The sequence below is a fragment of the Paraburkholderia sp. GAS41 genome (assembly GCF_050436545.1).
Taxonomy (GTDB): Bacteria; Pseudomonadota; Gammaproteobacteria; order Burkholderiales; family Burkholderiaceae; genus Paraburkholderia.
This window is the reverse complement of record NZ_JBNDMK010000010.1, coordinates 22,809-41,471: the sequence shown is the minus strand read 5'-3', so window position 1 is coordinate 41,471 and position 18,663 is coordinate 22,809. Positions and strand designations below refer to the sequence as shown.

Genomic DNA, 18,663 nt, shown 5'->3' with positions numbered 1-18,663 from the left:
AAAATGACTATGTTCAATAAAATCGTCAAAGAATTTAAGTGGGGCCAACATAACGTTCGCCTCGAAACGGGCGAAATCGCTCGTCAGGCAAGCGGTGCTGTGATCGTCGATGTCGAAGATACCGTCGTGCTGGCCACGGTGGTCGGCGCCAAGACCGCCAAGCCGGGCCAGGATTTCTTCCCGCTGACCGTCGACTACCTCGAAAAGACCTACGCTGCCGGCAAGATCCCGGGTGGTTTTTTCCGCCGTGAAGGCCGTCCGTCGGAAGGCGAAACGCTGACTTCGCGCCTGATCGACCGTCCGCTGCGCCCGCTGTTCCCGGAAGGCTTCTACAACGAAGTGCAGGTCGTGATCCACGTCCTGTCGCTGAACCCGGAAATCCCCGCTGACATTCCCGCGCTGATCGGCGCGTCGGCGGCGCTCGCTGTGTCCGGTCTGCCGTTCAACGGCCCGGTCGGCGCTGCACGCGTGGCTTATATCAACAACGAATACGTGCTGAACCCGACGCGTCCGCAAATGAAGGAATCGGCGCTCGACCTGATCGTCGCCGGCACAGAACGCGCGGTGCTGATGGTGGAATCGGAAGCGCAGCAACTGAGCGAAGAAGTGATGCTCGGCGGCGTGGTGTTCGGCCACGAGCAGATGCAGATCGCGATCGACGCGATCCATGAACTGGTCCGCGAAGGCGGCAAGCCGGAATGGGACTGGAAGCCGGCAGCGAAGAACGAAGCGCTGATCGCACGCGTGGCGGAACTGGCGCAAGCCGACCTGCTCGCCGCTTACCAGATTCGCGACAAGCAGGCGCGTTCGACCAAGCTGAAGGAAGTCTACGCAGCGACGTCGGCGAAGCTCGAAGAAGACGCAGCGGCAAGCGGCACGGCAGCAGCCGACAAGGCTACGGTCGGCAACGTGCTGTTCGACATCGAAGCGAAGATCGTCCGTACGCAGATCCTCGACGGCGAACCGCGTATCGACGGTCGCGACACGCGCACCGTGCGCCCGATCGAAATCCGTACCGGCGTGCTGCCGCGTACGCACGGTTCGGCGCTGTTCACGCGCGGCGAAACGCAGGCGCTGGTGGTCGCAACGCTGGGTACGAAGGGCGACGAGCAGAACATCGACGCGCTCGAAGGCGAATACCGCGAGCGCTTCATGCTCCACTACAACATGCCTCCGTTCGCGACCGGCGAAACGGGCCGCGTCGGTTCGCCGAAGCGTCGTGAAATCGGTCACGGCCGTCTGGCCAAGCGTGCACTGGCAGCGTGCCTGCCGAGCGCCGACGAATTCGGCTACTCGATCCGCGTCGTGTCGGAAATCACCGAATCGAACGGTTCGTCATCCATGGCTTCGGTGTGCGGCGGCTGCCTCGCGCTGATGGACGCCGGCGTGCCGATGAAGGCGCACGTCGCCGGCATCGCGATGGGCCTGATCCTGGAAGGCAACAAGTTTGCCGTCCTGACCGACATCCTCGGCGACGAAGATCACCTCGGCGACATGGACTTCAAGGTGGCGGGTACCGAAACCGGTGTGACCGCACTGCAGATGGACATCAAGATCCAGGGCATCACCAAGGAAATCATGCAGGTCGCCCTCGCGCAAGCGAAGGAAGGCCGTATGCACATCCTCGGCAAGATGACCTCGGCGGTGTCGGGTGCGAACACGGTGCTGTCTGACTACGCACCGCGCATGATCACCATCAAGATCAATCCGGAAAAGATCCGCGACGTGATCGGCAAGGGTGGCTCGGTGATCCGCGCACTGACGGAAGAGACCGGCACCACAATCGATATTTCGGACGACGGCGTCGTCACCATCGCCAGCACGAGCAGCGAAGGGATGGCCGAAGCGAAGAAGCGTATCGAGAACATCACGCTGGAAGTCGAAGTGGGCCAGGTCTACGAAGGCACCGTGCTCAAGCTGCTCGATTTCGGCGCGATTGTGAACATTCTGCCGGGCAAGGACGGTCTGTTGCACATTTCCGAGATCGCCAACGAGCGCATCAAGGACATCAACGACTACCTGAAGGATGGCCAGCAAGTGAAGGTCAAGGTCATCCAGACGGACGAAAAGGGCCGCGTGCGTTTGTCGGCGAAGGCGTTGCTGAACGACGCCGCGTCGGGCGCACCGCAAAGCGAACCGACGCCGCAGTAATGCGGTAAGGTAGGAAACGGCCGGCAGCGTCGATGCGCGCCGGCCGTTTTTCATGCAGGGTGGATCGCATTGCAAACTGGGCAATCGCTTTGTTTGCAGTCCAATCCAAACCTTGGAGGTGACGCAGATGAAAGCGATCGAAATTACCGAATTCGGTGCGCCAGACGTCTTGAAACTCGCGGAGCGGCCCACGCCGCAGCTTAAAGCGGGTGAAGTGCTGATCAAGGTGGCGGCCTCGGGCGTAAATCGTCCGGACGTGCTCCAACGCAAGGGCGGCTATGCGCCGCCGCCGGGCGCGTCGGATCTGCCGGGGCTGGAAGTGGCCGGTGAGATCGTCGGCGGGACGATCGAGGAGAAGCACAATCCGTTCGGACTGAAAATCGGCGATCGTGTCTGCGCATTGCTCACGGGCGGCGGTTACGCGGAATACGCGGCTGCGCCGCTCGCGCAGTGTCTGCCGGTGCCGAAGGGATTGTCCGATATCGAGGCGGCGTCGCTGCCGGAAACCTTCTTTACCGTGTGGAGCAACGTGTTCGGACGTGCGCAGCTGGGCGCGGGCGAAGGCGGGGCGAACGAGACGCTGCTGGTGCAGGGCGGCTCGAGCGGTATCGGCGTGACGGCTATCCAGATCGCTCACGCGTTGGGCTTTCGCGTTTTCGCCACGGCCGGATCGGACGACAAGTGCCGGGCCTGCGAGCAGCTCGGCGCCGAGCGGGCAATCAACTACAAGACCGAGGATTTCGTCGAAGTCCTGAAGTCGTTGACGAACGATCGCGGTGTCGATGTGATTCTCGACATGGTGGCAGGCAGCTACGTGCCGCGCGAGTTGACGGCGCTAGCCGACGGCGGACGGATCGTCCTGATCGCGACGCTCGGTGGCGCGAAGGCGGAGCTGAGCCTGAACGAGATTCTGCGTCGTCGTCTGACGATAACCGGCTCGACGCTGCGTCCGCGGCCGGTTGAGTTCAAGGCAAAGATCGCGGCTGAACTCAAGGCGAAGGTGTGGCCGCATATCGAAAGCGGTGGGATCAAGCCGGTGATCTACAAGGTGTTTCCGGCAGCGCTTGCCGGCGAAGCGCACGCGTTGATGGAAAGCAGCACGCATGTCGGCAAGATCATGCTGGATTGGGCCGGCGCCTAGGTACCGGGTGGGCTTCGGCATGGCTGCCGCGCGAAAGGTCTGTTGGGGCATGCGGTGTGAGCGATTGCAAACACCGGCTCAGGGACAGGTTGACCTATCCCGTTTGATACAGTCGGTTTGACCCGGTCCGCCCGCTCACAGTAAAATTGCGTGTTTTGCGTACGCCGCATGATTCTGAAAGGCGGGCAGTCAGGTGAATATTCGGCACAAACCGGGTCCGCCCCCACTGCAGGACGAACGACAAAACGAGACGATGGCGAAACAACGAGCGAAGCTGGTAGTCGGTAACTGGAAGATGCACGGGCGGCTCGCAGAGAACGTGCTTCTGCTCAAGGCCGTCGCGCAGGGTGCCGATGCACTGCCGGAGAACGTGCGGGTCGGGGTCTGTGTGCCATGCCCGTACCTCGCGCAGGCCCAGGCGCTGCTGGAAGGCGGTCGCGTTGCGTGGGGCGTGCAGGACGTGTCGGCCTACACCGAGGGTGCTTACACGGGCGAAGTGGCTGCGCCGATGACAGTGGACTTCGGTGCGTCGCTGGCAATCGTCGGGCACTCGGAGCGGCGGGCTTATCACCGCGAAAGCGCGGAGCTGGTGGCCGTCAAGGCGCAGCGTGTGCTGGAAGCGGGCTTGGCGCCAATCGTCTGTGTGGGCGAAACGCTTGAAGAGCGCGACGCAGGCAAGACGCAGCAGGTGGTGGGTGCGCAGCTCGATGCAGTGTTGACGAAGTTATCGTCCGAAGAGGTGGCGCGCCTTGTGGTCGCGTACGAACCTGTTTGGGCGATCGGCACCGGCAAAAGCGCCACCTCACAACAGGCGCAGGATGTTCATGCGTTCCTGCGTGCGCGTCTTGTCGCGAAGGGTGCGCCTGACGTAATACTTTTGTATGGCGGTAGCGTGAAGCCGGAGAATGCGGAAGAGTTGTTCCGTCAGCCGGATATCGACGGTGGCCTGATTGGAGGCGCGTCGTTGAAGGATGAAGATTTCCTGGCAATCTGTACGGCGGCCGGCGCGGTAAGCGTCACGCAGTAGCAGGGAGCCCGGGTGAGGAAGACCCATTGCGGGCGGTGCGCCTTGTGCCGCGCGATTAAATAAAGACTCAGGTGAGTGTGATGCTGGTTTTGAAAACATTGATTATCGTCGTTCAGTTGCTGTCGGCGCTTGGGGTCATCGGCCTCGTCTTGCTGCAGCACGGAAAGGGCGCGGATATGGGTGCTGCTTTTGGCAGCGGCGCATCGGGCAGTCTGTTCGGTGCGACGGGTTCGGCGAACTTCCTGTCGCGTACCACCGCGGTGCTCGCAGCGGTCTTTTTTATCAGCACGCTGACCCTGACTTACATCGGCTCGTATCACGCCAAACCTTCTGCAGGCTTGCTCGGCACGGTAGCGACCACTCCGGTTGCGGCATCGTCGGCAGCTGTTCCGGCTGGTGGATCGGGTGCGGTCGCGGCCGTTCCTGCATCGGCGCCGGGCCAGGACGTGCCGAAATAAATTTTTCGGGAAAAGTGCCCGTGGTGCGTTGAACAAACTGTTTAAACCAGTTACAATTCAAGTCTTGAAGCGATTCGCGGGTTTTACAAGTTGATTTCCCGGATTGCAGTAGTGCCGACGTGGTGAAATTGGTAGACACGCTATCTTGAGGGGGTAGTGGCGAAAGCTGTGCGAGTTCGAGTCTCGCCGTCGGCACCAATGTTATCTAAATGCCAGCCGCTTGCTTCGCTTCGGCTGGCATTTTCGCTTCTGCTTGGTGTTTGCGTTAAGCTTGCAGCGTCAAGCGCGCCGAAGTGATTTCGTGCCGGGTGATCTTATCCCTGGCGGCACTCAGAACCAACCGATTGAGGATAGTCTTGAACCTCGCAGCCTATTACCCCGTCTTGTTGTTCCTCCTGGTGGGCACTGGTTTAGGCGTAGCACTGGTCAGTATTGGCAAGATCCTCGGTCCGAGCAGGCCCGACACCGAGAAAAACGCACCGTACGAGTGCGGCTTCGAAGCATTCGAAGATGCGCGCATGAAATTCGATGTGCGCTATTATCTCGTCGCCATTCTTTTCATCATTTTCGATCTTGAAACCGCGTTCCTGTTCCCGTGGGGCGTAGCCCTTCGCGACATTGGCTGGCCCGGCTTCATGGCAATGATGATTTTCCTGCTCGAGTTCCTGCTGGGCTTCGCCTATATCTGGAAGAAGGGCGGCCTGGACTGGGAATGATGGATTAATCGCCGGTTTGCGTGGGTGGCGAGTGCTAGCCGCCCCGTCTGGAGTGGAAAGCAAATGAGTATCGAAGGGGTCTTGAAGGAAGGGTTTGTCACCACCACGGCTGACAAGCTGATCAACTGGACGCGCACCGGCTCCCTGTGGCCGATGACGTTCGGTCTTGCGTGTTGCGCGGTCGAGATGATGCATGCGGGTGCAGCCCGTTATGACCTCGACCGTTTTGGCGTGGTGTTTCGTCCGAGTCCGCGTCAGTCGGACGTGATGATCGTCGCCGGCACGCTCTGCAACAAGATGGCGCCCGCGCTCCGCAAGGTCTACGACCAGATGGCCGAGCCGCGCTGGGTGATCTCGATGGGTTCGTGCGCGAACGGCGGCGGCTACTATCACTACTCGTATTCGGTGGTGCGCGGTTGCGATCGAATCGTGCCAGTGGACGTCTATGTGCCGGGTTGTCCGCCGACCGCAGAAGCGTTGGTCTATGGCGTGATCCAGCTACAAGCGAAGATCCGCCGCACCAATACCATCGCCCGTCAATAAGGCTAGAGCCTCCCACAATATGGCAAGCAAACTCGAGACCCTTAAAGCGAACCTCGAGGCGGCCTTTGGCGGCCGCCTGCTGAGCGTCACCGAAGCAATCGGCGAGCTCACGATCGTCGTGAGTGCCAGAGAATATCAAGATATTGCGACGCGGCTCCGCGACGATTTGTCGCTGCGCTTCGAGCAGCTCGTCGACCTGTGTGGCGTCGACTACCAGACGTACGGCGACGGCGCTTACGACGGTCCGCGTTTCGCGGCGGTGTTGCATCTGCTGTCGGTGTCGAACAACTGGCGTCTGCGTGTGCGCGTGTTCGCGCAGGACGACGATGTGCCGCTGATCCCCTCGATCGTAGACGTCTGGAGTTCGGCCAACTGGTACGAGCGCGAAGCATTCGACCTGTTCGGCATCGTCTTCGAGGGTCACCCGGACCTGCGCCGTATTCTGACCGACTACGGTTTCATCGGTCACCCGTTCCGCAAGGATTTCCCTGTCTCCGGCTACGTCGAAATGCGTTACGACCCGGAAGAGAAGCGCGTCGTCTATCAGCCTGTGACGATCGAGCCGCGGGAAATCACGCCGCGCGTGATTCGCGAGGATCGCTATGGCGGTCTGAAACACTAAGGGAACGCCATGGCAGAGATCAAAAACTACACGCTCAACTTCGGCCCGCAGCACCCGGCCGCGCACGGTGTGCTGCGCCTTGTGCTCGAACTCGACGGCGAAGTGATCCAGCGCGCCGACCCGCACATCGGCCTCTTGCATCGCGCCACTGAAAAGCTCGCGGAAACCAAGACGTTCATCCAGTCCGTGCCATACATGGACCGTCTCGACTACGTGTCGATGATGGTGAACGAGCACGGCTACGTGATGGCGATTGAAAAGCTGCTCGGCATCGACGTGCCGGTGCGTGCGAAATACATCCGTGTGCTGTTCGACGAAATCACGCGTGTGCTGAACCACCTGATGTGGATCGGCTCGCACGCGCTCGACGTCGGCGCGATGGCGGTGTTCCTGTACGCGTTCCGCGAGCGCGAAGACCTGATGGATGTGTACGAAGCGGTCTCCGGCGCCCGGATGCACGCGGCCTACTATCGTCCGGGCGGCGTGTATCGCGACCTGCCGGACGCCATGCCGCAGTACAAGGCCTCGAAGATTCGCAACGCCAAGGCGTTGTCGAAGATGAACGAGACTCGCCAGGGTTCGTTGCTCGACTTCATCGACGACTTCTTCACCCGTTTCCCGCATTGTGTCGACGAGTACGAAACGCTGCTCACCGACAACCGGATCTGGAAACAGCGTCTGGTCGGCATCGGCGTGGTGAGTCCGGAGCGCGCGCTGCAGTTGGGCATGACCGGCGCGATGCTGCGTGGGTCGGGCATCGAGTGGGACCTGCGCAAGAAGCAGCCGTACGAAGTGTATGACAAGCTGGACTTCGACATTCCGGTGGGCGTGAACGGCGATTGTTACGATCGGTACTTGGTTCGCGTGGAAGAAATGCGTCAATCAACTCGAATTGCGAAACAATGCATTGAGTGGTTGCGCAACAATCCAGGCCCCGTAATGATTGACAATCACAAGATTGCGCCGCCGTCGCGGGTTGGCATGAAGTCGAACATGGAAGAGCTGATTCACCATTTCAAGCTCTTTACAGAAGGCTTCCACGTGCCGGAAGGCGAGACGTACGCGGCAGTCGAACACCCGAAGGGCGAGTTCGGCATCTATCTGATTTCGGACGGCGCCAACAAGCCGTATCGCCTGAAGATTCGCGCGCCGGGTTATGCGCATCTGGCCGCGCTCGACGAAATGGCGCGCGGTCACATGATCGCCGACGCTGTGACCATCATCGGCACGCAGGACATTGTGTTCGGCGAAATCGATCGTTGAGAGCGGTTTTCATCGTGGCGTGCGGGTCACAGTGGTCGTGAGCGCGTGTCAACAAAGGAACGCCGGGTCTGTCGCAACATGTAGCCTGCGACAGGTTTTCGTTCGGTAGGAATTGAAAGAGTCGTGTCTGAAAATGATCTCAGCTGAAGGCCTGAAAGAAATCGATCGTGCGATCGCGAAGTACCCCGCCGGTCTGCAACAGTCCGCCGTCATGGCGGCGTTGGCCGTTGCTCAGGAAGAGCATGGCTGGCTGACGCCCGACCTGATGCAGTTCGTGGCGGACTATCTCGGCATGCCTGCAGTCGCCGTGCAGGAGGTCGCGACCTTCTACACGATGTTCGAGACCTCGCCGGTCGGCAAGTACAAGATCACGCTTTGCACGAACCTGCCGTGCCAGCTCGGTCCGGACGGCGGCTCGGAAAACGCTGCGGAATACCTGAAGCAGAAGCTCGGCATCGACTTCGGCGAAACCACCGCGGACGGCAAATTCACCTTGAAAGAAGGTGAGTGCATGGGTTCGTGCGGCGACGCGCCGGTGATGCTGGTGAACAACCATCGCATGTGCAGCTTCATGAGCCGCGCGAAGATCGACCAGCTGCTCGAGGAGCTCTCGAAATGACGTCTCTCCACGATCGTCACATCAAACCGCTGATTCTCGCCGGCCTGAACGGCGACAACTGGCATCTCGAAGACTACGTGTCGCGCGGCGGTTACGCCCAGCTGCGCCGTATTCTGGAAGAAAAGATTCCGCCCGAGCAGGTGATTGCCGACGTCAAGGCGTCGGGTCTGCGTGGCCGCGGCGGTGCGGGCTTCCCGACGGGTCTGAAGTGGAGCTTCATGCCGCGTCAGTTCCCGGGGCAGAAGTACCTCGTCTGTAACTCGGACGAAGGCGAGCCGGGCACGTTCAAGGACCGCGACATCCTGCGCTGGAATCCGCATGCGTTGATCGAAGGCATGGTCATCGGTGCGTACGCCATGGGCATCACGGTCGGCTACAACTATATTCACGGCGAGATTTTCGCTGAGTACCGCCGTTTTGAAGCGGCGCTGGAAGAAGCGCGCCGTGCCGGTTTCCTCGGCGACAACATCATGGGCTCGGGCTTTTCGTTCCAGCTGCACGCGCATCACGGCTACGGCGCCTATATCTGCGGCGAAGAAACGGCGTTGCTCGAGTCGCTGGAAGGCAAGAAGGGCCAGCCGCGCTTCAAGCCACCGTTCCCGGCGAGCTTTGGCGTGTACGGCAAGCCCACCACGATCAACAACACCGAGACGTTCGCAGCCGTGCCGTTCCTCCTGACAGTCGGACCGCAGGCTTACCTGGAACTGGGCAAGCCGAACAACGGCGGCACGAAGATTTTCTCGGTGTCGGGCGACGTCGAACGGCCGGGCAACTACGAGGTCCCGCTCGGCACGCCGTTCGCGACCTTGCTGGAGCTGGCCGGCGGCATGCGCGGCGGCAAGAAGATCAAGGCCGTGATTCCTGGCGGGTCGTCCGCACCGGTCATTCCGGGCGAGATGATGATGCATACCGACATGGACTACGACTCGATCGCCAAGGCGGGATCGATGCTCGGTTCCGGGGCGGTCATCGTGATGGACGAGACGCGTTGCATGGTCCGTTCGCTGCTGCGTCTGTCGTACTTCTATTACGAAGAATCCTGCGGCCAGTGCACGCCATGCCGCGAAGGCACGGGCTGGCTGTATCGTGTCGTGCATCGTATCGAGCACGGTCTCGGCCGCAAGGAAGATCTGGACCTGCTGAACTCAGTGGCGGGCAATATCATGGGCCGCACGATTTGCGCGCTCGGTGACGCGGCGGCGATGCCCGTGCGCGGCATGCTCAAGCATTACTGGGACGAGTTCGAATATCACGTCGAGCACAAGCACTGCCTCGTGGGCGGTCATGCCGGCGCAACAACGGCTTCCGAAACGGTGGCGGCTTAAAGCAGGAAGCGGCCGACACACCAGAAGCGTCAACCGCGGGGTTCTTCGTCGTGTGGCGAAGGAACGGGCGAACGATTGAGCGGTAACAGGTTAAGGAAGATTGACCATCATGGTTGAACTTGAAATAGACGGCAAGAAAGTAGAGGTGCCTGAAGGCAGCATGGTGATCCAGGCTGCGCATAAGGTCGACACTTACATCCCTCACTTCTGCTATCACAAGAAGCTGTCGATTGCGGCCAACTGCCGGATGTGTCTGGTCGACGTCGAAAAGATGCCGAAGGCCGTGCCTGCCTGCGCCACGCCGGTGTCGATGGGCATGATCGTGCGCACCAAGTCGGACAAGGCCGTGCAGGGTCAGCAAGCCGTGATGGAATTCCTGCTGATCAATCACCCGCTCGATTGCCCGATCTGCGATCAGGGTGGCGAATGCCAGTTGCAGGATCTGGCGGTGGGCTACGGCAAGTCCGGCTCGCGCTATAGCGAAGAAAAGCGCGTGGTGTTCCACAAGAACGTCGGCCCGCTGATCTCGATGGAAGAAATGTCGCGTTGCATTCACTGCACGCGGTGCGTCCGTTTCGGCCAGGAAATCGCCGGTGTGATGGAGCTCGGCATGCTGGGCCGCGGCGAGCATTCGGAAATCACCTCGTTCGTCGGCAAGACGGTCGACTCCGAGCTGTCGGGCAATATGATCGATCTGTGCCCGGTCGGCGCGCTGACCAGCAAGCCGTTCCGCTACAGCGCCCGTACGTGGGAACTGTCGCGCCGCAAGTCGGTGAGCCCGCACGATTCCGTCGGCGCGAACCTCGTGGTGCAGGTCAAGAACAACCGCGTGATGCGCGTACTGCCGTTCGAAAACGAAGCCATCAACGAATGCTGGATCTCGGACAAGGACCGCTTCTCGTACGAAGGCCTGAACAGCCCGGAACGCCTCACGCAGCCGATGCTCAAGCAAGGCGGCAAGTGGGTCGAAACCGACTGGCAGACGGCGCTCGATTACGTCGTCAAGGGTCTGAAGGGCATCAAGGGCGATCACGGCGCGGACGCGCTGGCTGCGCTCGGTAGCGCCCATAGCACCGTTGAAGAACTGTTCCTGTTGAAGCAACTCGCGCAAGCGGTCGGCACGCCTAACGTCGATTTCCGTCTGCGCCAGGCGGATTTCTCGGCACCGGTCAACGGTACGCCGTGGCTCGGCGCGAAGGTCGCCGATCTGTCGAACGTCGATGCCGCGATCATCATCGGCTCGGATCTGCGCCGCGATCACCCGCTGCTGGCCGCGCGTCTGCGCCAGGCCGCCAAGGGCGGCGCGCAACTGACGCTCGTACAGGCGACGAACGACAACGCGCTGATTCCGGAAGCACGGCGTGTGGTTGCTGCACCGTCCGCATGGCTTGCAGAGCTCGCCGGTGTCGCCGCTGCAGTCTCCGAAGCGCGGGGTGTGGCGTTGCCGGAAGCGTTTGCCGGCACGCAACCGAGCGACTTGCACAAACAGTCCGCCACGTCGCTCGCAACAGGCGAACTGCGCCTCGTGCTGCTCGGCAACGCCGCGGTCCGCCATCCGGACTTCGCGCGAATTCACGCTGCAGCCCAATGGATTGCGGACACTACGGGTGCCACGCTCGGCTTCCTCACGGAAGCGGCCAACACGGTGGGGGCTCATCTCGTCGGCGCATTGCCGGGCGAGGGTGGTCTGAACGCTCGTGAAGTGTTCGAACAGCCGCGCAAGGGCTACGTGCTGCTCAACGTCGAACCGGAGTTCGACACCGCCAATCCGGCGCAGGCGCTGGCCGCGTTGAACCAGGCCGAGATGGTGGTCGTGCTGTCGCCGTTCCAGACCGGCGCGGAGTACGCCGACGTGCTGCTGCCGATCGCTCCGTTCACGGAAACGGCCGGCACCTTCGTCAGTGCAGAAGGCACGGTGCAGACGTTCAACGGTGTGGTGCGTCCGCTCGGCGACACGCGTCCGGCGTGGAAGGTGTTGCGCGTGCTGGGCAGCCTGCTCGGCCTGCCGGGCTTCGAATTCGATACGTCCGAAGAAGTGCGCACGGCAGCGCTCGGCGACGGCGACCTGAGCGCACGTCTGTCGAACAAGACCGGCGTCGCGGTGGCTCGCGGTGTGGCGTCCAAGACCGCTGATGGCGCGTTCGAGCGCCTCGCCGATGTGCCGATCTATCACGCCGACCCGCTGGTCCGTCGCGCGGAATCGCTGCATCTGACGGCGGCTGCCCGGGCGGCAAACGCAGTCGGCTTGCCGGCCGCGCTGTTCGACAAACTGGGTCTGAAAGACGGCGACGCAGTGCGCGTGCGCCAGGGTGAGCGCTCGGTCCAGTTGCCGGCTGTGCGCGATGCAAATCTTGCGGAGACGGTCGTCCGCGTATCGGCGGCTACGCCTGCCGGTGCAGCGTTGGGCAGCCTGTTCGGTGAACTGCTGGTGGAGAAGGCGTAAATGTTCGAATCGATCAACTCGGGCGGCACTCAACTTCTCGGTGCGGCATGGCCCACGGTGTGGGCACTGGTGCGCATCCTGGTCGTGGCCGTCGTCATCCTGCTGTGCGTGGCTTACCTGATCCTGTGGGAACGTAAGCTGATCGGCTGGATGCACGTGCGTCTCGGTCCGAACCGCGTCGGTCCGGCGGGTCTGTTGCAGCCGATTGCCGACGTGCTGAAGCTGTTGCTGAAGGAAGTGATTCAGCCGGCCCAGGCAAGTCGCTGGACCTATCTGATCGCGCCGATCATGGTGGTGGTGCCGGCGTTCGCCGTCTGGGCGGTGATTCCGTTCCAGGCGGGCGCGGTGCTCGGCGACATCAACGCGGGTCTGCTGTATGCCATGGCGATTTCGTCGATCGGCGTGTATGGCGTGATCCTCGCCGGTTGGGCGTCGAACTCGAAGTACGCGTTCCTCGGCGCCATGCGCGCCGCGGCGCAGATGGTGTCGTACGAAATCTCGATGGGCTTCGCGCTCGTGGTCGTGCTGATGACCTCCGGCAGCCTGAACCTGTCGGATATCGTCGGTTCGCAAGAGCGCGGCATGTTCGCCAGCTACGGCCTGAATTTCCTCTCGTGGAACTGGCTGCCGCTGTTGCCGATGTTCGTCGTCTACTTCATCTCCGGCATTGCCGAAACCAACCGCCACCCGTTCGACGTGGTGGAAGGCGAGTCGGAAATCGTCGCGGGTCACATGATCGATTACTCGGGGATGGCGTTCGCGCTGTTCTTCCTCGCCGAGTACATCAACATGATCGTGATCTCGGCGCTTGCAGCGACGCTGTTCCTTGGCGGCTGGAGCGCACCGTTCGGCTTTTTGTCGTTCATTCCGGGCATTTTCTGGCTGGTGCTGAAAGTGTTCCTTCTGCTGTCGGTATTCATCTGGGCACGCGCCACGTTCCCGCGCTACCGCTATGACCAGATCATGCGTCTGGGCTGGAAGGTGTTTATTCCGGTCTGCGTGGTGTGGCTGGTGGTGGTCGGCTTCTGGATCATGTCGCCGTTGAATATCTGGAAATAAGAGGCGGACGAACCTATGACCGCAATTCAAAACTTCTTCAAGACTTTCTTCCTGACGGAACTGCTCAAAGGTCTCGCGCTGACCGGACGTTATACGTTCCAGCGCAAGATCACGGTGCAATTCCCGGAAGAGAAGACCCCGATGTCGCCGCGTTTCCGCGGCCTGCACGCACTGCGCCGTTATGAAAACGGTGAAGAGCGGTGCATCGCATGCAAGCTGTGCGAAGCAGTGTGTCCGGCACTGGCCATCACGATCGAATCCGAAACGCGCGCGGATAACACCCGTCGCACGACGCGGTACGACATCGACCTGACCAAGTGCATCTTCTGCGGTTTCTGCGAAGAGAGCTGCCCGGTCGATTCGATCGTCGAGACGCACATTCTCGAATATCACGGCGAAAAGCGCGGCGACCTGTATTTCACGAAGGACATGCTGCTGGCCGTGGGCGATCGCTACGAAACGGAAATCGCTGCGAACAAGGCAGCGGATGCGCCGTATCGGTGAAATGCGCGTTGCGAAGCGCGCTGCAACGCTTTTGTTTGACGTAACACGTTGTGCCGGCCTGCAGTCAGGCCGTAGGCTGCTGCTTCACCGCTGTAGCGTGGCGCGTTTGCGTCAAAGAACAATGCCTGACGATGGCCTAACGATGAACCGGTAATCATGGAATTCACGACCGTACTGTTCTACATCTTCGCTCTGCTCCTGGTTGTGTCAGGGCTGAAGGTGATCACTGCCCGCAACCCGGTGGCGTCCGCGCTGTTTCTGGTGCTCGCGTTCTTCAACGCGGCTGCTATCTGGATGCTGCTGCAGGCGGAGTTCCTCGCGATCCTGCTGGTGCTGGTGTATGTCGGCGCGGTGATGGTGCTATTCCTGTTCGTGGTGATGATGCTGGACATCAACATCGACGTGCTGCGACGCGACTTCAAACGCTTCGTGCCAATGGCCACGATCGTCGGTGCGATCATTGTGATCGAAACCGCGCTGATCCTGTGGCACGGCTTCGGCGCGACCATCACGCCGCTGCGCGACACCACGGTGGCAGCCGGTAGCGCCATGGCGGGCTGGTCGAATACGCGCCTGATCGGCAAAGTGATCTACACCGACTACATCTTCGCGTTCGAAGTGGCGGGTCTGGTGCTGCTGGTGGCGATCATCGCCGCCATCGCGCTGACCACGCGCCACGCGAAAGACAGCAAGCGTCAGAACGTGAGCGATCAGGTCAAGGTGCGCGCGCAAGACCGCGTGCGCGTGGTGAAGATGCCTTCGGAAAAGACCGCGGCTACGATCGCGGCGGAAGAAGCAGCAGCGGCTGCCGCAGCAGCGGCCGCCGCGGCTGCGGATCCTGCAACTGCTAAAAATAGCTGAGAGGAGACAGGAGAAAAATTATGCTGACCCTTGCTCATTACCTTGTGCTCGGCGCGATCCTGTTTTCGATCAGCGTCGTGGGCATCTTCCTGAACCGCCGCAACGTCATCATTATCCTGATGGCCATCGAGCTGATGCTGCTGGCGGTGAACACCAATTTCGTCGCGTTTTCGCACTATCTCGGCGACGTCCATGGCCAGATCTTCGTCTTCTTCGTGCTGACGGTTGCAGCAGCGGAAGCGGCAATCGGGCTGGCGATTCTGGTGACCCTGTTCCGTAGTCTCGACACGATCAATGTCGAGGATCTCGATCAGCTCAAAGGTTAATTGGGGCAACACATGTCAACCACACTCAACGAAAACCTGTTGCTGGCAGTTCCGCTTGCACCACTGGCCGGCTCTCTGATTGCCGGACTTTTCGGCAAGGCAGTCGGGCGCGCAGGGGCCCATACGGTCACGATCCTCGGCGTCGCGATTTCCTTCATCCTTTCGGCCATCGTCTTCTTCGACGTGATGAACGGCGCGAGCTTCAACGCGACGATCTACGAATGGATGTCGGTCGGCAAGCTGAAATTCGAAATCGGCTTCCTCGTCGACTCGCTCACGGCGCTGATGATGGTCGTCGTGACCTTCGTCTCGCTGATGGTGCACATCTACACGATCGGCTACATGGCCGAAGACGACGGCTACCAGCGCTTCTTCTCGTACATCGCGCTGTTCACGTTCTCGATGCTGATGCTCGTGATGGCCAACAACCTGCTGCAGCTGTTCTTCGGCTGGGAAGCGGTGGGTCTGGTGTCGTACCTGCTGATCGGCTTCTACTTCACCCGCGAAAGCGCGATTTACGCGAACATGAAGGCGTTCATCGTGAACCGGATCGGTGACTTCGGTTTTCTGCTGGGCATTGGCCTGCTGCTCGCGTACGCCGGTTCGCTGAACTACGGCGACATCTTCGCGAAGAGCCACGAGCTGGCGGCGCTGAACTTCCCGGGCACCAGCTGGGGCCTGCTGACGGTTGCCTGTATTTGCCTCTTCATCGGCGCCATGGGTAAGTCGGCACAGTTCCCGCTGCACGTCTGGTTGCCGGATTCGATGGAAGGCCCGACGCCGATCTCCGCGCTGATTCACGCGGCAACCATGGTGACGGCCGGTATTTTCATGGTCACGCGCATGTCGCCGCTGTTCGAGCTTTCGGACGCGGCGCTGTCGTTCGTCACGATCATCGGCGCCATTACCGCACTGTTCATGGGCTTCCTCGGGATCGTCCAGAACGACATCAAGCGGGTGGTGGCGTATTCCACGCTGTCGCAGCTCGGTTACATGACGGTCGCCCTCGGCGTCTCGGCTTACCCGGTTGCCATGTTCCACCTGATGACGCACGCGTTCTTCAAGGCGCTGCTGTTCCTCGGCGCGGGTTCGGTGATCATGGGTATGCACCACGACCAGGACATGCGCAATATGGGCGGCCTGCGCAAGTACATGCCGATCACGTGGATCACTTCGCTGGTCGGTTCGCTGGCGCTGATCGGCACACCGTTCTTCTCGGGTTTCTACTCGAAAGACTCGATCATCGACGCAGTGAAGCTGTCACATCTGCCGGGTTCGGGCTTCGCTTACTTCGCCGTGGTGGCGAGCGTGTTCGTCACGGCGCTGTACTCGTTCCGTATGTACTTCATGGTCTTCCACGGTGAGGAGCGCTTCCGCAAGCCGAAGCATCCGGAATCGCCGATGGCGATCGAAGCCGCGGCGCACGCGCATGACGACCATGAACATGGTCACGGCAGTCACGGCCACGACGATCACGGTCACGCGCACGAGCCGCACGAAAGCCCGTGGGTGGTGTGGGTGCCGCTGGTGCTGCTGGCGATTCCGTCGGTCATCATCGGTGCGATCGCCATCGGTCCGCTGCTGTTCGGCGACTTCTTCGCGCACGGCGTCGTGTTCGACAAGGTGATCTACATCGGCGCGAACCACCCGGCCGTGGCCGAAATGGCCGAAGAATTCCAGGGTTGGGCGCTGATGGGTCTGCACTCGGTTTCGGGTCTGCCGGTCTGGCTGGCACTAGCCGGTATCGTGGTCTCGTGGTTCCTGTACCTGAAGCGTCCGGACCTGCCGGCGGTCGTTCGCCGTGCATTTGGCCCAATCTACACGCTGCTCGATAACAAGTACTACCTCGACAAGATCAACGAGGTCGTGTTTGCACGCGGCGCAGTGGCGATCGGCCGCGGTCTGTGGAAGGAAGGCGACGTGGTGGTCATCGACGGTATCGTCAACGGCAGTGCCCGCTTTATCGGCTGGTTTGCCGGCGTGATCCGTTTCCTCCAATCGGGTTACATCTACCACTACGCGTTTGCCATGATTATTGGCATGCTGGGGCTCCTGACCCTGTTTGTAACGCTCGGCGGCAAATAAGGCTAGGGGACACCACACAATGCAAACGTATCCGATTTTAAGTATCGCGATCTGGTTGCCGGTTTTATTCGGCCTCCTGGTCCTTGCTATCGGTTCTGACAAAAATCCCGGTCCGGCTCGTTGGCTGGCGCTGATCGGTTCGGTTCTCAGCTTTATCGTTACGATTCCGCTGTTCACGAGCTTCGATCCGAGCACGGCCGATCTGCAGTTCGTCGAAAAGGCGACCTGGATCGAGCGCTTCAGCATTACGTATCACCTCGGTGTCGATGGCATTTCGATGTGGTTCGTAGTGTTGACCGCGTTGATCACCGTGATTGTCGTCATTGCAGGGTGGCAAGTCATTACGAAGAACGTGGCCCAGTATTTCGCCTCGTTCCTGATCCTGTCGGGCATCATGGTCGGCGTGTTCAGCGCGGCGGACGGGATGCTGTTTTACGTGTTCTTCGAAGCAACGCTGATCCCGATGTACATCATCATCGGGGTGTGGGGCGGCCCGAACCGCGTGTATGCGGCGTTCAAGTTCTTCCTGTACACGTTGATGGGCTCACTGCTGATGCTGGTCGCGTTGCTGTATCTGTACACGCAGACGGGCACCTTCGACCTGGCGACGTGGCAGACCGCGAAGCTCGGCATGACCCCGCAGGTGCTGCTCTTCATAGCGTTCTTCCTTGCATTCGCGGTGAAAGTGCCGATGTGGCCGGTCCACACGTGGCTGCCTGACGCGCACGTCGAGGCGCCTACCGGCGGTTCGGTGGTGCTGGCCGCGATCATGCTGAAGCTCGGAGCGTACGGTTTCCTGCGCTTTTCGCTGCCCATCACGCCGGACGCAAGTCACTTCCTCGCGCCGGTCATCATTACGCTGTCGCTGATCGCGGTCATCTATATCGGTCTGGTCGCGATGGTGCAGGTCGACATGAAGAAGCTGGTCGCGTATTCGTCGATCGCGCACATGGGCTTCGTCACGCTCGGCTTCTTCATCTTCAACCAGCTCGGCGCGGAAGGCGCGATCGTGCAGATGATCTCGCACGGTTTTGTGTCGGGGGCGATGTTCCTGTGTATCGGCGTGCTGTATGACCGGATGCACTCGCGTCAGATTTCCGATTACGGCGGTGTCGTCAACACCATGCCGAAGTTCGCGGCGCTGGTGATGCTGTTTGCCATGGCCAACTGCGGCCTGCCGGGCACCTCCGGATTCGTGGGCGAATTCATGGTGATTCTGGCTGCGGTTCAGTACAACTTCTGGATTGCAGGCGGCGCTGCGGTCACGCTGATTCTGGGCGCGGCCTACACGCTGTGGATGTACAAGCGCGTGTACTTTGGCGCGGTGGCAAACGACCACGTGAAGAAACTGCTCGATATCAACCATCGCGAGTTCTTCATGCTGCTCGTGCTGGCCGCATTGACGCTGTTCATGGGCCTGTATCCGAAGCCCTTTACCGATGTGATGCACGTATCCGTGGAAAACCTCCTCTCCCACGTTGCGCAATCGAAACTGCCGTTGCCACAGTAACGCAGAGCGG

General features: G+C 60.8%; 17 protein-coding genes and 1 tRNA gene. All 18 read left to right on the top strand.

Going from position 1 to position 18,663, the window contains the following annotated elements; genetic code table 11:
* The first annotated feature begins 3 nt into the window (after window positions 1-3).
* Window positions 4-2,151, top strand: coding sequence for a polyribonucleotide nucleotidyltransferase (gene pnp / locus P3T43_RS15785; RefSeq protein WP_429281974.1), 2,148 nt, complete (start codon window positions 4-6; stop codon window positions 2,149-2,151).
* Window positions 2,152-2,278: 127 nt separating this feature from the next.
* Window positions 2,279-3,292, top strand: a complete 1,014-nt coding sequence (locus P3T43_RS15780; protein WP_429281973.1) for an NAD(P)H-quinone oxidoreductase — start codon at window positions 2,279-2,281, stop codon at window positions 3,290-3,292.
* Window positions 3,293-3,545: 253 nt separating this feature from the next.
* Entirely contained in the window at window positions 3,546-4,319 is a 774-nt protein-coding gene (tpiA, locus tag P3T43_RS15775; RefSeq protein WP_429281972.1) for a triose-phosphate isomerase, read from the top strand.
* A gap of 80 nt (window positions 4,320-4,399) precedes the next feature.
* Window positions 4,400-4,777 carry a preprotein translocase subunit SecG gene (secG, locus tag P3T43_RS15770; protein WP_429281971.1) on the top strand — a complete coding sequence of 126 codons (378 nt, stop codon included), beginning with the start codon at window positions 4,400-4,402 and terminating at the stop codon, window positions 4,775-4,777.
* A gap of 113 nt (window positions 4,778-4,890) precedes the next feature.
* Window positions 4,891-4,975 (top strand) — tRNA-Leu (locus P3T43_RS15765).
* Between the two features lie 158 nt (window positions 4,976-5,133).
* On the top strand, window positions 5,134-5,493 hold the full coding sequence (locus tag P3T43_RS15760; protein WP_429281970.1) for an NADH-quinone oxidoreductase subunit A: 360 nt from the start codon (window positions 5,134-5,136) through the stop codon (window positions 5,491-5,493).
* A 63-nt stretch (window positions 5,494-5,556) separates the two neighbouring features.
* A complete protein-coding gene (locus P3T43_RS15755) occupies window positions 5,557-6,036 on the top strand; it encodes a NuoB/complex I 20 kDa subunit family protein (protein ID WP_006052903.1) in 480 nt (159 codons plus the stop codon).
* 19 nt (window positions 6,037-6,055) lie between these two features.
* The gene (locus tag P3T43_RS15750) at window positions 6,056-6,658 is read left to right on the top strand and encodes an NADH-quinone oxidoreductase subunit C (RefSeq protein WP_429281969.1); all 603 of its coding nucleotides are present in this window, start codon (window positions 6,056-6,058) and stop codon (window positions 6,656-6,658) included.
* A gap of 9 nt (window positions 6,659-6,667) precedes the next feature.
* Window positions 6,668-7,921 carry an NADH-quinone oxidoreductase subunit D gene (locus P3T43_RS15745; protein ID WP_429281968.1) on the top strand — a complete coding sequence of 418 codons (1,254 nt, stop codon included), beginning with the start codon at window positions 6,668-6,670 and terminating at the stop codon, window positions 7,919-7,921.
* A 133-nt stretch (window positions 7,922-8,054) separates the two neighbouring features.
* On the top strand, window positions 8,055-8,540 hold the full coding sequence (gene nuoE / locus P3T43_RS15740) for an NADH-quinone oxidoreductase subunit NuoE (protein WP_429281967.1): 486 nt from the start codon (window positions 8,055-8,057) through the stop codon (window positions 8,538-8,540).
* Window positions 8,537-9,865 carry an NADH-quinone oxidoreductase subunit NuoF gene (nuoF, locus tag P3T43_RS15735; protein ID WP_429281966.1) on the top strand — a complete coding sequence of 443 codons (1,329 nt, stop codon included), beginning with the start codon at window positions 8,537-8,539 and terminating at the stop codon, window positions 9,863-9,865. The genes nuoE and nuoF overlap by 4 nt, the downstream gene beginning before the upstream one ends.
* 109 nt (window positions 9,866-9,974) lie before the next feature.
* Complete coding sequence (gene nuoG / locus P3T43_RS15730) at window positions 9,975-12,308, top strand: NADH-quinone oxidoreductase subunit NuoG (RefSeq protein WP_429281965.1); 2,334 nt, start codon at window positions 9,975-9,977, stop codon at window positions 12,306-12,308.
* A complete protein-coding gene (gene nuoH, locus P3T43_RS15725; protein ID WP_429281964.1) occupies window positions 12,309-13,367 on the top strand; it encodes an NADH-quinone oxidoreductase subunit NuoH in 1,059 nt (352 codons plus the stop codon). It abuts the gene before it with no gap.
* Between the two features lie 15 nt (window positions 13,368-13,382).
* Window positions 13,383-13,871: an NADH-quinone oxidoreductase subunit NuoI gene (nuoI, locus tag P3T43_RS15720; protein ID WP_429281963.1), complete on the top strand. Its 489-nt coding sequence runs from the start codon at window positions 13,383-13,385 to the stop codon at window positions 13,869-13,871.
* A gap of 156 nt (window positions 13,872-14,027) precedes the next feature.
* Window positions 14,028-14,732 carry an NADH-quinone oxidoreductase subunit J gene (locus tag P3T43_RS15715; RefSeq protein ID WP_429281962.1) on the top strand — a complete coding sequence of 235 codons (705 nt, stop codon included), beginning with the start codon at window positions 14,028-14,030 and terminating at the stop codon, window positions 14,730-14,732.
* Window positions 14,733-14,752: 20 nt separating this feature from the next.
* Window positions 14,753-15,058, top strand: a complete 306-nt coding sequence (nuoK, locus tag P3T43_RS15710) for an NADH-quinone oxidoreductase subunit NuoK (RefSeq protein WP_090687962.1) — start codon at window positions 14,753-14,755, stop codon at window positions 15,056-15,058.
* 12 nt (window positions 15,059-15,070) lie between these two features.
* Window positions 15,071-17,143 carry an NADH-quinone oxidoreductase subunit L gene (nuoL, locus tag P3T43_RS15705; RefSeq protein ID WP_429281961.1) on the top strand — a complete coding sequence of 691 codons (2,073 nt, stop codon included), beginning with the start codon at window positions 15,071-15,073 and terminating at the stop codon, window positions 17,141-17,143.
* 19 nt (window positions 17,144-17,162) lie between these two features.
* On the top strand, window positions 17,163-18,653 hold the full coding sequence (locus P3T43_RS15700) for an NADH-quinone oxidoreductase subunit M (protein WP_429281960.1): 1,491 nt from the start codon (window positions 17,163-17,165) through the stop codon (window positions 18,651-18,653).
* Window positions 18,654-18,663: the final 10 nt, after the last annotated feature.

What these genes read in the sequence shown, in the direction of transcription:
- nuoK (WP_090687962.1), top strand. Translation starts at nt 14,753, where the DNA reads ATGCTGACCCTTGCTCATTACCTTGTGCTCGGCGCGATCCTGTTTTCG.
- tpiA (WP_429281972.1), top strand. Translation starts at nt 3,546, where the DNA reads ATGGCGAAACAACGAGCGAAGCTGGTAGTCGGTAACTGGAAGATGCAC.
- P3T43_RS15755 (WP_006052903.1), top strand. Translation starts at nt 5,557, where the DNA reads ATGAGTATCGAAGGGGTCTTGAAGGAAGGGTTTGTCACCACCACGGCT.
- nuoI (WP_429281963.1), top strand. Translation starts at nt 13,383, where the DNA reads ATGACCGCAATTCAAAACTTCTTCAAGACTTTCTTCCTGACGGAACTG.
- P3T43_RS15780 (WP_429281973.1), top strand. Translation starts at nt 2,279, where the DNA reads ATGAAAGCGATCGAAATTACCGAATTCGGTGCGCCAGACGTCTTGAAA.
- P3T43_RS15745 (WP_429281968.1), top strand. Translation starts at nt 6,668, where the DNA reads ATGGCAGAGATCAAAAACTACACGCTCAACTTCGGCCCGCAGCACCCG.
- nuoH (WP_429281964.1), top strand. Translation starts at nt 12,309, where the DNA reads ATGTTCGAATCGATCAACTCGGGCGGCACTCAACTTCTCGGTGCGGCA.
- nuoL (WP_429281961.1), top strand. Translation starts at nt 15,071, where the DNA reads ATGTCAACCACACTCAACGAAAACCTGTTGCTGGCAGTTCCGCTTGCA.
- nuoF (WP_429281966.1), top strand. Translation starts at nt 8,537, where the DNA reads ATGACGTCTCTCCACGATCGTCACATCAAACCGCTGATTCTCGCCGGC.
- nuoG (WP_429281965.1), top strand. Translation starts at nt 9,975, where the DNA reads ATGGTTGAACTTGAAATAGACGGCAAGAAAGTAGAGGTGCCTGAAGGC.
- pnp (WP_429281974.1), top strand. Translation starts at nt 4, where the DNA reads ATGACTATGTTCAATAAAATCGTCAAAGAATTTAAGTGGGGCCAACAT.
- P3T43_RS15750 (WP_429281969.1), top strand. Translation starts at nt 6,056, where the DNA reads ATGGCAAGCAAACTCGAGACCCTTAAAGCGAACCTCGAGGCGGCCTTT.
- nuoE (WP_429281967.1), top strand. Translation starts at nt 8,055, where the DNA reads ATGATCTCAGCTGAAGGCCTGAAAGAAATCGATCGTGCGATCGCGAAG.
- secG (WP_429281971.1), top strand. Translation starts at nt 4,400, where the DNA reads ATGCTGGTTTTGAAAACATTGATTATCGTCGTTCAGTTGCTGTCGGCG.
- P3T43_RS15700 (WP_429281960.1), top strand. Translation starts at nt 17,163, where the DNA reads ATGCAAACGTATCCGATTTTAAGTATCGCGATCTGGTTGCCGGTTTTA.
- P3T43_RS15715 (WP_429281962.1), top strand. Translation starts at nt 14,028, where the DNA reads ATGGAATTCACGACCGTACTGTTCTACATCTTCGCTCTGCTCCTGGTT.